Source organism: Aquimarina sp. KJ22-3, from assembly GCF_055808215.1.
The window spans coordinates 5,219,514-5,232,610 of record NZ_CM147859.1; the positions used below are offsets into that span (position 1 = coordinate 5,219,514).

The 13,097-nt window shown below is 36.4% G+C and carries 15 protein-coding genes; 7 read left to right on the forward strand and 8 right to left on the reverse strand.

The features are described from left to right. Positions 1-15: 15 nt before the first annotated feature. On the reverse strand, positions 16-825 hold the full coding sequence (locus AC0L3Q_RS24115) for a glycogen/starch synthase (RefSeq protein WP_473283649.1): 810 nt from the start codon (positions 823-825) through the stop codon (positions 16-18). Positions 826-937: 112 nt separating this feature from the next. Here AC0L3Q_RS24115 and panC point away from each other — a divergent pair, with 112 nt between their 5' ends. From panC to radA, 5 genes are all read left to right on the forward strand, one after another. After that, positions 938-1,786 carry a pantoate--beta-alanine ligase gene (gene panC / locus AC0L3Q_RS24120; protein ID WP_473283650.1) on the forward strand — a complete coding sequence of 283 codons (849 nt, stop codon included), beginning with the start codon at positions 938-940 and terminating at the stop codon, positions 1,784-1,786. 19 nt (positions 1,787-1,805) lie between these two features. Continuing rightward, entirely contained in the window at positions 1,806-2,156 is a 351-nt protein-coding gene (gene panD / locus AC0L3Q_RS24125; protein WP_073318628.1) for an aspartate 1-decarboxylase, read from the forward strand. 4 nt (positions 2,157-2,160) lie between these two features. Further along, positions 2,161-3,126: a lysylphosphatidylglycerol synthase transmembrane domain-containing protein gene (locus tag AC0L3Q_RS24130; protein ID WP_473283652.1), complete on the forward strand. Its 966-nt coding sequence runs from the start codon at positions 2,161-2,163 to the stop codon at positions 3,124-3,126. Between the two features lie 50 nt (positions 3,127-3,176). After that, the gene (locus tag AC0L3Q_RS24135) at positions 3,177-4,325 is read left to right on the forward strand and encodes an alpha/beta hydrolase (RefSeq protein ID WP_473283655.1); all 1,149 of its coding nucleotides are present in this window, start codon (positions 3,177-3,179) and stop codon (positions 4,323-4,325) included. Positions 4,326-4,439: 114 nt separating this feature from the next. Then, entirely contained in the window at positions 4,440-5,807 is a 1,368-nt protein-coding gene (radA, locus tag AC0L3Q_RS24140; protein WP_473283658.1) for a DNA repair protein RadA, read from the forward strand. A 4-nt stretch (positions 5,808-5,811) separates the two neighbouring features. Here radA and AC0L3Q_RS24145 read toward each other — a convergent pair whose 3' ends face one another. The 5 genes from AC0L3Q_RS24145 to AC0L3Q_RS24165 all read right to left on the reverse strand — a co-directional run bounded on the left by AC0L3Q_RS24145 (position 5,812) and on the right by AC0L3Q_RS24165 (position 10,059). After that, positions 5,812-6,843 carry an aldo/keto reductase gene (locus tag AC0L3Q_RS24145; protein ID WP_473283661.1) on the reverse strand — a complete coding sequence of 344 codons (1,032 nt, stop codon included), beginning with the start codon at positions 6,841-6,843 and terminating at the stop codon, positions 5,812-5,814. A 638-nt stretch (positions 6,844-7,481) separates the two neighbouring features. After that, entirely contained in the window at positions 7,482-8,195 is a 714-nt protein-coding gene (locus AC0L3Q_RS24150; protein ID WP_473283663.1) for a DUF434 domain-containing protein, read from the reverse strand. A 66-nt stretch (positions 8,196-8,261) separates the two neighbouring features. Continuing rightward, on the reverse strand, positions 8,262-8,561 hold the full coding sequence (locus AC0L3Q_RS24155; protein WP_473283666.1) for a hypothetical protein: 300 nt from the start codon (positions 8,559-8,561) through the stop codon (positions 8,262-8,264). Positions 8,562-8,729: 168 nt separating this feature from the next. After that, a complete protein-coding gene (locus tag AC0L3Q_RS24160; RefSeq protein WP_473283668.1) occupies positions 8,730-9,410 on the reverse strand; it encodes a TerB family tellurite resistance protein in 681 nt (226 codons plus the stop codon). 166 nt (positions 9,411-9,576) lie between these two features. Then, on the reverse strand, positions 9,577-10,059 hold the full coding sequence (locus AC0L3Q_RS24165) for a hypothetical protein (protein WP_473283671.1): 483 nt from the start codon (positions 10,057-10,059) through the stop codon (positions 9,577-9,579). 298 nt (positions 10,060-10,357) lie between these two features. On the opposite strand from AC0L3Q_RS24165, the gene AC0L3Q_RS24170 reads away from it, so the two are divergent. Beyond that, positions 10,358-10,768 carry a lysozyme inhibitor LprI family protein gene (locus AC0L3Q_RS24170; protein ID WP_473283674.1) on the forward strand — a complete coding sequence of 137 codons (411 nt, stop codon included), beginning with the start codon at positions 10,358-10,360 and terminating at the stop codon, positions 10,766-10,768. A gap of 65 nt (positions 10,769-10,833) precedes the next feature. On the opposite strand, the gene AC0L3Q_RS24175 is transcribed toward AC0L3Q_RS24170, so the two are convergent. Next, positions 10,834-11,793, reverse strand: coding sequence for an OmpA/MotB family protein (locus AC0L3Q_RS24175; protein ID WP_473283677.1), 960 nt, complete (start codon positions 11,791-11,793; stop codon positions 10,834-10,836). A 12-nt stretch (positions 11,794-11,805) separates the two neighbouring features. After that, entirely contained in the window at positions 11,806-12,570 is a 765-nt protein-coding gene (locus AC0L3Q_RS24180; protein ID WP_473283679.1) for an exodeoxyribonuclease III, read from the reverse strand. A 153-nt stretch (positions 12,571-12,723) separates the two neighbouring features. Between AC0L3Q_RS24180 and AC0L3Q_RS24185 the strand changes: the two genes are divergently transcribed. Then, positions 12,724-13,092, forward strand: coding sequence for a hypothetical protein (locus AC0L3Q_RS24185; RefSeq protein ID WP_473283682.1), 369 nt, complete (start codon positions 12,724-12,726; stop codon positions 13,090-13,092). Positions 13,093-13,097 lie beyond the last annotated feature (5 nt).

Here is a 13,097-nt window from a genome sequence, read left to right on the forward strand (position 1 = left end):
AATAAATCATTTTGCTTACACTAGCACTTCCGACTGATAGAAGGCTTCGTAAGCATCTGCAAATTCATCTGGGTTTTTATAGTCTAAAACAGGTTGGTCAACATTTTCTAAGTGCTTTGACAATTCTTCTGGTATTTCTGCCGAACCGACAATTACAGCATCAGAATTATCAATAGCAACTTTCATTAAATTGCTATATGTTGGAGTAGCTAGATCTTTTACTTTTTCTTCTCCAATTCCATCAAACTTCACCTTTTCCATCATATTCATATCTAGCGTCCCTTCATATCCTCTTTCGTAAACCGAGGTAACGATTTTACTTTGGCCAAAAAGAGGTTCATTAGCATAATAATGTTTAAGATACAAAGGTAAAAGAGAAGCCAGCCAGCCATGTACGTGTATTACGTCTGGCGACCAATTCAACTTCTTAACCGTTTCTATAACGCCTTTTGCAAAAAATATTGCTCTCTCGTCGTTATCCGGAAACAAGTTTCCATCTTCGTCGGTTAAAGTTGCTTTTCTTTTAAAATAGTCTTCGTTATCTATGAAGTAAACCTGCATACGCTCTTTTGGTATAGACGCCACCTTAATAATAAGAGGCATATCTAAATCATTTATTACAAGATTCATTCCTGAAAGTCGGATCACTTCGTGAAGCTGATGACGTCTTTCATTAATGTTTCCATACCTAGGCATAAAAATTCTAATTTGGCCTCCTTTGCTATTCACCATTCTAGGTGCTTCAAAAGACATGGATGAAATTTCGGTCTCTGGCAGGTAAGGTATTACTTCTGATGATACATACAATATCCTCTTATCTTTCATATAATCGATACTTTTATCGTCCTCCGTTTTGGAATTAATTTTGCAAAATTACGAAAATTTATGCAGTCTGCTAGTAATATCTTATTTTTGCACGCCTTTAAGTTTCAGCCCAATGCAGGTATACGAAAAAAGACTGGACATTATGTCGCGTGTTGCAACTTTTTCAACACAGAAAAAATCAATAGGATTTGTCCCTACAATGGGAGCTTTGCACAGGGGTCATTTAGCTCTTGTTCAACGAGCTCTTGATGAAAACGACGTAGTAGTGGTCAGTATTTTTGTCAATCCAACTCAGTTCAATAATACCGAGGATTTGGTGAATTACCCAAGAACACTGGATAGCGATGTCGAATTACTATCTAGCATTTCGAAAGACATTGTAGTATTCGCTCCCCCTCCAAAAGAGATTTACGGAGAAGAAACAATTGCTACGAATTACAACTTTGGAGGATTAGAAAACGAAATGGAAGGTAAGTTTAGACCTGGCCATTTTGATGGTGTTGGCACTGTTCTTAAGCATTTTTTTACTATTGTTTCTCCAACCAGGGCATATTTTGGAGAAAAAGATTTTCAGCAGCTTCAGATCGTCAAGAAATTGGTTGACATTGAAAAAATGTCAGTTAAAATAGTAGGGTGTCCAATTTTCAGAGAAGAAAACGGTTTAGCGTTGAGTTCCAGAAACAAAAGGCTAAACCCGCAACAACTTGAGGCTTCTCCACTGATTTATAAGACATTAAAACAAGTAAAAAAAGATTTTGGCACAAAAAGTGTTAGTAAGTTAAATGAATGGATATCGACTCAGTTCGAAAATCATAACGAGCTTAGATTAGAGTATTTTGAGATTGCCAAAGCATCTGATCTTAAAACGATAAAGAGGAAACAAAAAAACAAAAAGTATCGAGCATTTATTGCAGTCTTTGCTGGAGAAATAAGACTTATTGATAACATTGCCCTAAATTAAAAATAACTAACTTTGTAACATGCTAGTACACGTAGTAAAATCAAAAATTCATCGCGTTAAAGTTACCGGTGCAGACCTAAACTACATCGGGAGTATCACTATTGATCAGGATCTTATGGATGCTGCCAATATCATTGAAGGAGAAAAAGTGCAGATTGTGAATAACAACAACGGGGAACGCTTAGAAACATATGCTATCCCTGGCCCTAGAAATAGTGGCGAAATCACATTAAACGGTGCTGCAGCCAGAAAAGTGGCCAAAGGTGATGTGCTTATATTAATAACATACGCTATGATGGATATTGAAGAAGCTAAAAACTTCAAGCCTAAGCTTCTTTTCCCTAATGAAGAGAACAATTTGTTAAAGTAAAAGCGTGAATCCAAGACTCACAAAAATTCTTAAAATAACACTCCCATTACTATTGGGAGTTTTTTTAATCTGGTATTCTATCACCTCTGCCACTCCAGAAGAGCGGCAAAAAACACTGCAATACATTCTAGGAGCCGATCCAAAATGGATTATCCTCTCGATCGTAATGGGGATTTGTTCTCATCTTTCAAGAGCTTACCGATGGAAGTTTTTGCTGGAACCAATAGGATACAATCTAAAGTTATCTAATAGCTTTATGGCAATAATGGCTGGATATTTGGCAAATCTTGGTATTCCTAGATCTGGAGAAGTACTTCGGGGAGGGATTGTATCTACCTATGAAGATATTCCTTTCAAAAAAGCATTTGGAACTATTATTTCTGAAAGAGTTGTGGATTCTATTATGCTGCTGATCATTATTGCAATCACCCTTCTTTTTCAATCCAAAGATCTATTTAACTACCTTCAAGAAACATTTGCCAATACCATTTTGATACTAGTTGTGATGGTAGTAGGTATTTTATTAGGCATTCTATTCTTAAGAATGATCAAAAAATCAAATCACCCAATTCTTTTAAAAATAAAAAACTTTGGAGAAGGCATTTTGGAAGGGGTAAAAAGCATATTCCAATTACAAAAGAAAAGAGCGTTTATCTTTCATACTTTACTAATTTGGATATTATATGTCGCTATGTTTTACGTGATCAAGTATACTGTTCCTGAAACTGCTACTCTTTCTATTGGTCCGGTTCTAGCCACTTTTGTAGCAGGATCTATTGCCATGACTACAACCAACGGAGGTATTGGTGCTTTTCCTATTGCTACAGCTGCTATTTTAGTTTTGTTTGGAGTTAATCGACCTGCTGGAGAAGCTTTTGGATGGATATTATGGGGATCTCAAACTGCAATAAATATAGTCGTTGGTGCGTTATCGTTTTTATTGCTACCTATTGTAAATCAGAAGAAATAGGGAAATAATTTATATATTGTCACCTGCTTAACCTAAATCACGCATTACTTATGAAGAAAAGTATACTTCTTATTATGGCCTGTTGTCTTACCATTTCAGGGTATACCCAAGCTATATATGAATCCTTTAGGTCTATAAAATTAGATCAAAGTCGAGAATTGAAAATTCAATTACCCAGAAATTACAAAAAGAATGTAGACAAAACCTATCCTGTTATTTTGGTTTTGGATGGGGATTATTTGTTTGAACCCGTTGCTGGAAATGTTGATTATTTTTCTTATTGGGAAGATATGCCAGAATCAATAGTAGTGGGCGTTAATCAAAGAAAAACAAGAACTGATGATTGCCGATATGATCTTGCAGAATATTTACCTGATCAAAAAGGAGCGCAGTTTTTTGAGTTTATCGGACAAGAATTGATGCCTTATCTGGATCAGACCTATAGAACTGCTCAATTAAAGATTATTGTTGGTCATGATTTTACGGCTAACTTTATCAATTATTTCTTATTTAAAGACAACCCTATTTTTCAAGGATATATATGCCTTAGTCCAGAATTTGCTCCTCCAATGAAAGAGCGTATTGCTAATGTATTATCCAGCGCTACGGATGTATGGTATTATGCCGCGACAGCAACCAATGATGCCGATAACATCAAAAAAGATGCAATTGCTTTTAGTGAGCAAATCGAGGCACTGGAAGAAAACGCTGACATGCATTTTTTCTTTGATAACTTTGATGAGTCTTCGCATTATACACTAGTAGGAAGAGGAATTCCAAGAGCACTGGAAGGTATCTTCGAAATGTACCGTCCTATAAGTAAAAAAACGTATAAAGAAGTCTTACTTCCATTGGAGACTTCTGCCTACGATTATTTGGTAGATATGTATAGAACCACCGAGAAACTCTATGGTATCAAACGCCAAATTCGAGTAAATGATTTTATTGCAGTATCAACAGCGATAGAAAAAAATGAAAAGTGGGAAGAACTGGAACCTCTTGGTAAATTAGCTATAAAAGAACATCCAGATGTAATGCTTGGGCACTATTATCTTGGAATGTTCTATGAGCAAACCGGAGAACCTAAAAAGGCGATGAGAGCTTATGAAAATGGTTTCCAGTTGGCTGAGATTGCTTTCTTGACAAAAGATTATATGCTAGACAAAGTAAATAAGATCAAAGATGACTTTGGCTGGTAAAAACACATATATAACTTATTTAAAAGATCTCGAATTTCGGGATCTTTTTTTATTTTATATCTGTATCTATTAAACTACAAATAATAGTATTTTTACAGCTGATAGATAAGTAAAATGGCTAAAACCAAAACCGTATTTTTTTGCCAAAATTGTGGAGCCCAGTATGCCAAATGGCAAGGACAATGTACTTCTTGCAAAGAATGGAACACTATTGTTGAAGAAGTGGTACAAAAAGCAACCACTAAGGATTGGAAAGCTGCTACTACCAATCAGCCTCACAAGAAAATGGCTAAGCCTTTGCGTATTTCTGAAATTGATACCGCAAAAGAGGCACGTTATAATACTGATGATGGAGAACTAAACCGTGTTTTGGGAGGAGGATTAGTACCCGGCTCTTTGACATTACTTGGAGGAGAACCTGGTATCGGAAAAAGTACCTTACTACTACAAATTTGCCTGAAATTACCTTACAAAACATTGTATGTATCGGGTGAAGAAAGTCAAAAGCAAATCAAAATGCGGGCAGAACGTATTACATCCAAAACTGATAATTGCCTGATACTTACCGAAACAAAAACGCAGAACATATTTAGGCAAATTGAAGCTACAGAACCTGATATTGTAGTGATCGATTCGATCCAAACACTGCACAGCGATTATATCGAAAGTAGCGCGGGAAGCATTTCTCAAATTCGAGAATGCACTACGGAACTGATCAAATTTGCTAAAGAAACCGCTACTCCTGTCATCCTTATCGGTCACATTACCAAAGACGGAAATATTGCTGGTCCAAAGATTTTGGAGCATATGGTGGATACCGTATTGCAATTTGAAGGAGATCGAAACCATGTATATCGCATTTTACGTGCCCTAAAAAATCGTTTTGGGTCTACATCAGAACTAGGGATCTATGAAATGTTAGGCAATGGTTTGCGAGAAGTAAATAATCCCAGTGAAATTTTAATTTCAAAAAAAGACGAAGACCTTAGCGGAACTTCTATAGCCGCTACACTCGAAGGAATGCGTCCTTTAATGATCGAAATACAAGCTTTGGTAAGCACCGCAGTTTATGGCACTCCACAGCGCAGTGCTACCGGATATAATCTGAAACGTCTCAATATGATCCTTGCTGTACTCGAAAAAAGAGCTGGATTTCGTTTGGGAGCAAAAGATGTTTTTCTGAATATTACCGGAGGAATATCGGTGGACGACCCTGCTATTGATCTTGCGGTTGTAGCATCCATATTGTCTTCTAGTGAAGACATTCCCATCCCAAAAGAATATTGCTTTGCTGCGGAAGTTGGTCTGGCCGGAGAAATACGCCCGGTAACCCGAGTAGAGCAACGCATACAAGAGGCAGAAAAACTAGGTTTTTCTACCATCTTTGTTTCCAAATACAACAAAATTGCAATACAAAACCCTCGAATAAAGGTTCAGTTGGTTGCCAAAATTGAAGATGTTGTAGAATATCTTTTTGGTTAACGCTCTATGGTGCAGGATTAGGAATACTATTGTGCACCTCTTCTATTTCTTTTAAAATCTCTTCAGACAAGGTAAGGTCAATACTACCTATGTTCTCTTTGAGTTGCGTAAGACTTGTTGCCCCAATAATATTACTCGTTACAAAAGGTCGTTCATTCACAAAAGCTAACGCTATCTGAGTCAGACTAACATTGTGTTTTTTCGCAATTTCGTTATATGCTCGAGTAGCCTTATAACTATTCTCATTCATATATCTATTATAGTTCGGGAACAGATCTACTCTTGAGTTTTTTGGGATTTCTTCCAGGTATTTACCGGTAAGCATTCCAAAACCAAGAGGAGAATAGGGAAGGTGTCCCATACGTTCTCTATGCAAAACTTCTGTCAACCCAATTTCGTCTTTTCTATTCAGTAAATTATACGGGTTTTGAATGGTAATCATTTTTGGCATTCCTTTCTTTGCCTCTTCGGCATAACGCATTGCCCCGTATGCTGTCTCATTAGATATCCCTATTTGTCTAATTTTACCTTCTTTGATAAAACCGTCCAAATGACCTAATATCTCAGCAAAATTATCAGTCCAAGTCTCATTTTCATCATGAGTATATCCTAGTTTACCAAAAAAGTTAGTCTGTCTTTCTGGCCAATGCAATTGATACAGATCGATATAATCTGTTTGCAATCGCTCCAGACTTTTGTGGATTGCATCTTCAATTTCACTTTTAGTAAAACCGCCACTTCTAATATGCTTACTAAACTCTGCTGGACCCGTAATTTTTGAAGCAATAACTACCTCATTTCTTTTACCGGTTTTCTTCAACCAGGTTCCTATAATTCGTTCGGTACTTCCTTGAGTTTCTTTTTTGGCAGGAACTGAATATAACTCTGCAGTATCTATAAAATTAACACCTTGCTCTACTGCGTAGTTCAACTGTTGATGACCTTCTTCCTCTGTATTCTGTTCTCCCCAGGTCATACTACCTAGGCATATCTTACTTACTTTAATATCTGTATTGGGTAAAGTAGTGTACTTCATTCTTAAAACACTCGTATTTTGATTGATTAATGTCGTCAAAAGTAGAAACTCTTGCGCTAAACTATTCCAAAAATTATCATAATAAATAACAGTTGCAAGGCTTAAATCTGTGCAATAATTCCACAATAATTCTGAATTCTCTACATATTTTGAAAGTCAGCAAAAATCCAAAATTAACTTAACCACTTGACATGTAAATATTTACAAAATAAACACGGTAATGGAATAGTTGTTTCTACACTTAATTATGGAAACAAAAACTTTTTCTGATCTATTTGATCAGGAGGAGACATTAACCAAAATATATTATAGATACCAACCAAAATTTTAGATTAATTATAAGCATGAATAACCCAACCAAAATTGTGTATTCAAATGCCAGGGGAGAGTGGTTTGACCCGAGCAAAGAGGGATGATGACTGACTATACCCCCTCTTTTAACCTGAAAAAGAGCTTCGATATGAAGCTCTTTTTTTTGCTCAAACAGACACAACTATACCCCCAGAGTTGTATCTATTTGCACCAACTAACCAACCTAAACACTAATTATATTTCTTATTTATATCCTAAAAGTAGATCAAAACGTGTTATTGTGAAATCCAAAATGAGGGAATGCTATCGTTCGTTGGGGGAAGTGATCAAGAAACCTCTACAATACATTTTTTGGCGATTTTATTTTCGAGAAGATACTCCACCAAATTAAAATTACTTTCTGCTCTATCTAATATCCAGGCGTCAGAACTCACTACTACCTCCAAAGAATCTGCCAAAACTTTGTCTGGATCATTGACCAAGTCGATATGCCATGGCAAATCTTGTTGCTCGGCCATTTCTCTAAGATGTGTTTTAAGTCGGCCGCTATTGGATACCGGAGCATCAAAATACCAATATACCGACAGCACGCCTAATTCTTGAAGGGCATCTGCTACCATTTGAAGCACCTGTTGTGTCTTTTGCACTCTTTTGTAAGTACCATGAACTCCAGAAATATCCCTGTAATACCCATCAAGCCCTTTAAAAATATACGCCTCAGACAACGCACTTTCTAGAGTGATCAACAGATTAAAACCATCTATAGCAACGGTCATTCCTTTAAGTTCTTCAGGAAGTAACGCTCGTTCTTTTCGCAATGAGATTTGTTGTTTACTTGCACTGATACCGCGTAATGCTTTTTGTTGTCTGGCATTGAGTCGATATCTATTCCCTACCAATTGTATCGAAGACTTTTCGGCAAACCCTCTCGAGCGTAAATAACACATATCCTCTGCTGCCTCTTTTAGTTTTTCAAGCATTAAAGAGCTTCCGAACAAGCGGTCGTCACTAGCTTCTTTTCCTCGGTTACGTGTTGTCATTTTGTCTTAAAGACTTTATAGTTGAAGTAACTTATACAAACAAAAAAAGCGCCTAAAGCGCTACATCTATGACATTGGTAATATTTCTACTACCTTACCATATACTTTTTTGGTCCATCCGTTAAGATGACCTCGGTTATTACCGATTAGTAATCCTCGTTTCGCATTTTTTCCTTTTACCAAATGCGTAAAACAGTTACCTCTCACTTTACAAAACACAATATCACCGGTATCACAATCCTCCCAATTAACAGGAGCTAACACTACGGGTTGTTTTGATTTTAGAATAGGTAACATCGAATTACCGGGTTCTTTAGAGACAATAGTCTCTCCATTCAATAGTTTTTGAATTTTCCAATTCATCATTTTTCATTTTTAAATTAAACTTCAATTCAAAAACTATGGAGTATGGATATTCAAAGAACGAGTACCTTTACGTACACCACAAAGGTAATTATTTTTGAATAATGAGAATATTTGAATGAAAACAGCCGGATTAATCCGGCTGTTTTCATTCAAATATTTTTAAAAGTACTAGTTCAACTGCCCTTCTTTGAGCTTGGATATGTCTTTTTGTTTTAATTTATCAATTAGTGTTTGATACATTTCTTTAGGCAATCCACATGCGATCAAGTACTCTTTCATCAGCGTTTCTTCTTCCTCTTCAATAGAACTATCGGCCAATAAGACCACAGCAGCCTGTGCTAATACATTGATCAACGCTTCAGAAGACAAGGCATTTCTAGCTTCATTCAAATAATTAAAAACTTTATTATCCTTGTTCGCATTCACTTTCACATCTTCATGTATCGCCATGAGTTCTTCTCTCATTTCTGCAAAACCTTCAATCGCATCCATAATTTCGCGCTCTTCTTCTTTAGCAAAATCTCCATCGATGATCGACATATGAGTCATAGAAGCCACCAGAGCTTTTGCAAAAATTTGCTTTGCGCGTTTTTGATTTTCATCAATCTCTTGTTTTGATTGTTGTAAAACGGTTTTGATGTTTTCATTATATGCACTTTTGCAACGGTCACATTGATAAAAGCGATCCACTACATCTAGTGGAATTACAGGAATAAAAAACAAGGTAAACCATCTGCGATATAATTTATGTACAAGGTTTCCATCGTTACAATTTGGACAAGAATTGGATAAAACAGGACTGTCATTGACAGTGTGTTTTATTCCTCGGGTTCCGAAGATAATAAACATAATAGGGTAGAATTTTATAGATTTAGTTACTGTTAAAGATAACATAATAATCCAAACCGCCTAATAATTATGTAGTTAACCCTGTGTTACGGCTTCTTTTTACCCCATAAAAACAATATGTACTACTCCTGGTTATTCGCTTTTTTGGTAATCCCGCATTTTCTCCTCACAGTTCTTTCGGCAAGGGCGGCAACATTTCTGGCTTGACCTTCAGACCCTCCGTCTTTAATGACCTCGTCATATACGGTTTTATTTTCCAAAAGACCTCGTAGTACACACATAAATCCAGGACTGTCTTTACCCTTATAAAGTTTCTTTTTTTGGGTTTAACGGCCAACTCGCCAAATAAGCGATCTTTTAATACTTTATCTTTTTGGACTTCTAATACAAATGCATAAAAAACATTTTGATCCGCCGGATCCAGATCATTCACCTTATCCAAGGCGTTGTTATACTCGTCATTAGTAAAGCTAAAATAATCATAGATGTCTATGTAGTTGACTTTTACCTCTTCTTCCTGTGGCACCTCTTCTTCATTCGGGTATTCGTCTTCGTTTTGATACTCTTCTTCATAGTACTCTTCGCTTTCCTGGCTCACTCCCTTGATCACGGATAGCAGTACTAGTATAAAAATAGGTAGCCTCTTCATGGTGCTGTAGTTTTAAATTGATTTTGGGTATAATAAACGTTTGGCAACATCCTTTTGTTGTTTGCCTTCGGTATCTTTAAGCTTGTATATAAACACAATATGCTGTTACAATATATGCATAATTAAGTATTTTATTTTGGTTTCCTAAATCCGTGGCACACTTTTTGGTTTTTGTGAAATAAATTGAGTAATTTAACCCTGTTTTTAAGGTTATTTTAACAATAAAAAATAAATTATTCCGTTTGCTACAAGCGGAGTTAACTTTAAAACTAAATACATTTTTTAACACCCAAACATTATGAAAAAATTATTTCTACTTGCATTTGTGCTATGCGCAGGATTATCAGTTCAGGCTCAAGCTACAGACAATTCTGGACAGGACTGGGCCGAGAGTAATGCCCAATATACAGATTTGTATAGTTTAGCGACCGAAATTGGTAAAAGAACTGATAAGGTAATCGCACACGATAATGTTATTTCCATTGTAAAAGAAAATGGTACAACCTCTTTCCAGAGAAAAAGAGATACTTCGGTTCCTGTTGAGTTTTACGACTTCATTCTTCTTACTTCTACCGGAAGAAAAATCCCTTTAAATAAAGGACAAACGGAAAAAGTAATCGAAAAATTCCAAAACGTTTTAACTAAAGTAAAACAAAGTATAGACGTTGATAACACGAAGGCAATCGACGATATTCTTAATACTTTATAAAAGATATTATTCTATAAAAAAAGCGACCTAATTAAGGTCGCTTTTTTTATGCCTTTACTGCACTACTAGATATCGTTGAGCAACTTGGTAATCTCATCCAATTTAGGGGTCAAAATCACCTCAATTCTTCGGTTTCTGCTTTTACCCTCACTACTCTCGTTACTAGCCACAGGAGCAAACTCTCCTCTACCCGCAGCAGTAAGATTTTGCGGATCGATCTCGTTATTCTCTAACAGGATATTTACAATGGCAGTAGCGCGCTTGGTCGACAAATCCCAATTACCCGATAACTGGCTATTACCCGCATAAGGCACATTATCGGTATGCCCCTCGATCAGTACAGCTATATCCTGGTTCTCTCCCAATACATTTCCTAATTGCTTTACCGCTTTTCTTCCTTGACCACCTACGGCCCAGCTACCGGATTCAAACAACAATTTATTCTCCATAGAAATGTACACCTTGCCATTACGTTCCTCTACGGTTAATCCTTTCCCTTCAAAATTGCGCAATGCTTTGGATATGGCATCTTTAAGCGATTGCATCTTGGCGTCTTTGGCAGCAATTAATCCTTCTAACTCATCAATGCGTTGCGATCTGGCATCCAGATCACGTTGCAATTGATCCAATCGTGTACGTTCTTGCGCCAATGCTCGTTCTTTGTCCTCCAATTGAGCTAACAATTCTCGATTGCGTTTGCTATTGGCAGCAATGGCAGCAGAGCTGTTTTTCTCGAGCGCATCGTACGAGTTTTTTAGGTTCTCATAATTAGCCAAAGCAGCATCGTATTTCGCTTGTAAGGCTTCTTTTTCGGCAAGCGTTTTTTGATATTGCTCATCCAATTGTGCCAAAGCTTTCTCATTAGCCTTATTTGATTGTTCTAAGGCAGAAAACTCATCTTGCATCCTTCGATTTGCTCTTTTCAAATCAGCATATTTGCTTTCTAAATCCTTATACACTTTTGAAGAAACGCAAGAAGACATTACTGTTCCGACTATTAGTACGCATCCAATTCTTTTGATCATATTATTGTTTTTTTACACTTCTAATTCTACTACGATAGGGCAGTGATCACTATGTTTTGCCTCTGATAATATAACGGCTCTTTTTAGTTTATCTTGTAAAGGTTGTGCTACCATTCCGTAATCCAAACGCCATCCTTTGTTATTGGCTCTTGCATTGGCCCTGTAGCTCCACCAGGAGTAATTATGAGGCTCTTTATTAAAATGCCTGAAAGAATCGATAAATCCGCTCTCCATAAAGCTTCCAATCCATTCTCTTTCTACTGGTAAAAAACCAGATACATTTTTATTACGCACTGGATCGTGAATATCGATGGCTTCATGACAAATATTATAATCTCCAAGAATCACCAAATTAGGATATGTGCTTTTTAATTCGTTGATATAGGTCTGAAAATCTGCCATATATTTTAGCTTGTGTTCCAAACGATCCATATTGGTTCCACTTGGCAAATACAAACTCATTACCGATACTCCATTAAAATCTGCTCTCAAATTACGACCTTCAAAATCCATGTAATCTATCCCAGTACCGTATTCAACATGATCGGGTTCGGTTTTAGACAAAATAGCTACTCCACTATAGCCTTTTTTTTGAGCACTATACCAATAATTATAGCCATACCCGGCATCAGCAAATATGGATAAATCTAATTGCTCTTTATTGGCTTTAATTTCTTGTAAGCAGATTACATCTGGATCCGCTTGAGTAAGCCAATCAATAAATCCTTTATTGATGGCTGCTCGAATCCCATTTACATTATAAGAGATGATTTTCATGAACTACGATTTAAATTTTTGTAAAAATAAAACTTAGTTTATTTCAATATTCTAAATACCTCTTAAACTTTGTACCGTTGCAAGTAATCTTTTATGTCATACAGTAATTCTGGGATTTTTTTAGGATCTTTATATAGAAAACATCCACAAATCATGATAAACACACTCAAATTAGCCAGTTTCTTATTACTACTTAGCGTTTTTAACTGTGGTCCTGCAAAAGGTGTTGCCGCAAAAGATACCGCCGAAACCTCGGCCCCAACTCAAAAAATAAGTGCTACTGAAATGAAAGAAAAAGGATTTAGTAAGGGAACCCTACAAGTAAGTAAAACACAAGGTTGTGCTTATATTCTAAATGTTGAAGAATATAAAGACAACCTTGATCCTATAAATATTGAGCAGTTTTTTAAAAGCGATATCCCTGAAAAAGTATGGGTAAAATTTGCCAGTCTACGAATGAACAGCCGTTGCGACAATGCAAGGCCAGTATCTATCAAAGAAATTAGCAAACGGGAAGAATAAGGGTA

Excerpts from the sequence above, each read along its gene's own strand:
- AC0L3Q_RS24115 (WP_473283649.1), bottom strand. The coding sequence starts at position 825 with ATGAAAGATAAGAGGATATTGTATGTATCATCAGAAGTAATACCTTAC.
- AC0L3Q_RS24155 (WP_473283666.1), bottom strand. The coding sequence starts at position 8,561 with ATGATGAATTGGAAAATTCAAAAACTATTGAATGGAGAGACTATTGTC.
- AC0L3Q_RS24185 (WP_473283682.1), top strand. The coding sequence starts at position 12,724 with ATGATAAACACACTCAAATTAGCCAGTTTCTTATTACTACTTAGCGTT.
- AC0L3Q_RS24135 (WP_473283655.1), top strand. The coding sequence starts at position 3,177 with ATGAAGAAAAGTATACTTCTTATTATGGCCTGTTGTCTTACCATTTCA.
- AC0L3Q_RS24160 (WP_473283668.1), bottom strand. The coding sequence starts at position 9,410 with ATGTTTATTATCTTCGGAACCCGAGGAATAAAACACACTGTCAATGAC.
- panC (WP_473283650.1), top strand. The coding sequence starts at position 938 with ATGCAGGTATACGAAAAAAGACTGGACATTATGTCGCGTGTTGCAACT.
- AC0L3Q_RS24180 (WP_473283679.1), bottom strand. The coding sequence starts at position 12,570 with ATGAAAATCATCTCTTATAATGTAAATGGGATTCGAGCAGCCATCAAT.
- AC0L3Q_RS24150 (WP_473283663.1), bottom strand. The coding sequence starts at position 8,195 with ATGACAACACGTAACCGAGGAAAAGAAGCTAGTGACGACCGCTTGTTC.
- AC0L3Q_RS24170 (WP_473283674.1), top strand. The coding sequence starts at position 10,358 with ATGAAAAAATTATTTCTACTTGCATTTGTGCTATGCGCAGGATTATCA.
- AC0L3Q_RS24145 (WP_473283661.1), bottom strand. The coding sequence starts at position 6,843 with ATGAAGTACACTACTTTACCCAATACAGATATTAAAGTAAGTAAGATA.
- panD (WP_073318628.1), top strand. The coding sequence starts at position 1,806 with ATGCTAGTACACGTAGTAAAATCAAAAATTCATCGCGTTAAAGTTACC.
- AC0L3Q_RS24165 (WP_473283671.1), bottom strand. The coding sequence starts at position 10,059 with ATGAAGAGGCTACCTATTTTTATACTAGTACTGCTATCCGTGATCAAG.
- AC0L3Q_RS24175 (WP_473283677.1), bottom strand. The coding sequence starts at position 11,793 with ATGATCAAAAGAATTGGATGCGTACTAATAGTCGGAACAGTAATGTCT.
- radA (WP_473283658.1), top strand. The coding sequence starts at position 4,440 with ATGGCTAAAACCAAAACCGTATTTTTTTGCCAAAATTGTGGAGCCCAG.